Annotated in this window: 1 protein-coding gene; it reads right to left on the bottom strand. The window is 63.3% G+C overall.

Translation table 11 applies throughout. From position 1 onward, the window contains the following. Nucleotides 1-960, bottom strand: a 960-nt coding sequence (locus tag ACM6IK_RS22710; protein WP_414876091.1) for a cadherin-like domain-containing protein, incomplete at both ends; no start/stop codon positions are given.

Here is a 960-nt window from a genome sequence, read left to right as displayed (position 1 = left end):
GCCGGTCAGGGCGGTGTCTTCCGGAGTCGAGACCGTTTCGCTGAGGTCGGTGAAGCTGTCATCGACCGGCGTAACGTCGATGTTCAAAGTCGAGGTGAGATTGCTGCCGGACCCGTCGGTGACGGTGTAGCTCACGGTTGGTACCGTGCCGTTGTAGTTGGCGTCCGGGGTAAAGGTGTAGGCCCCGTTGGCGCCGATCACCAGGGTACCGACATTGGCGATGGTCGCGGTCTGGCCCGCTGTGAAAGTGCCAGTCACACCGTCGATGCTGAAGTTGACCACGCTGACCGGGCCATCGACGCTTGAGGTCCCAGTAAGGACGCTGCCGCTCACCGGGGCATCTTCAGCAGTGGTCACACGTTCGCTGAGGTCGGTGAAGCTGTCATCGGCCGGCGTGACGTCGATGTTCAGGGTTGACGTGACGTCGCTGCCGGACCCGTCGGTCACGGTGTAGCTGACGGTTGGTACCGCGCCGTTGTAGTTGGCGTCCGGGGTAAAGGTGTAAGCGCCGTTGGTGCCGATCACCAGGGTACCGACGTTGGCGATGGTCGCGGTGCTGCCAGCGGCGTAGGTGGTGTCACCGATGCTGAAATTGACCACGCTGACCGGGCCGTCGACGCTGCTCGTGCCCGTGAGGACGCTGCCGCTCAGGGCGGTGTCTTCCGGAGTGGAGACCGTTTCGCTGGCATCGACAAAGCTGTCGTCGACCGGCGTAACGTCGATGTTCAGGGTCGAGGTGTCGTTTGTGCCGGAACCGTCGGTGACGGTGTAGCTGACGGTTGGCACCGCGCCGTTGTAGTTGGCGTCCGGAGTGAAGGTGTAGGCCCCGTTGGCGCCGATCACCAGAGTGCCGACGTTGGCGATGGTCGCGGTGCTGCCAGCGGCGTAGGTGGTGTCACCGATGGTGAAATTGACCACGCTGACCGGGCCATCGACGCTCGAAGTTCCAGTAAGGACGCT

Source organism: Pseudomonas sp. IT-196MI5 (assembly GCF_949767415.1).
Taxonomy (GTDB): Bacteria; Pseudomonadota; Gammaproteobacteria; order Pseudomonadales; family Pseudomonadaceae; genus Aquipseudomonas.
The sequence above is the reverse complement of the archived record's forward strand: the minus strand, read 5'-3'. Positions and strand labels throughout refer to the sequence as shown.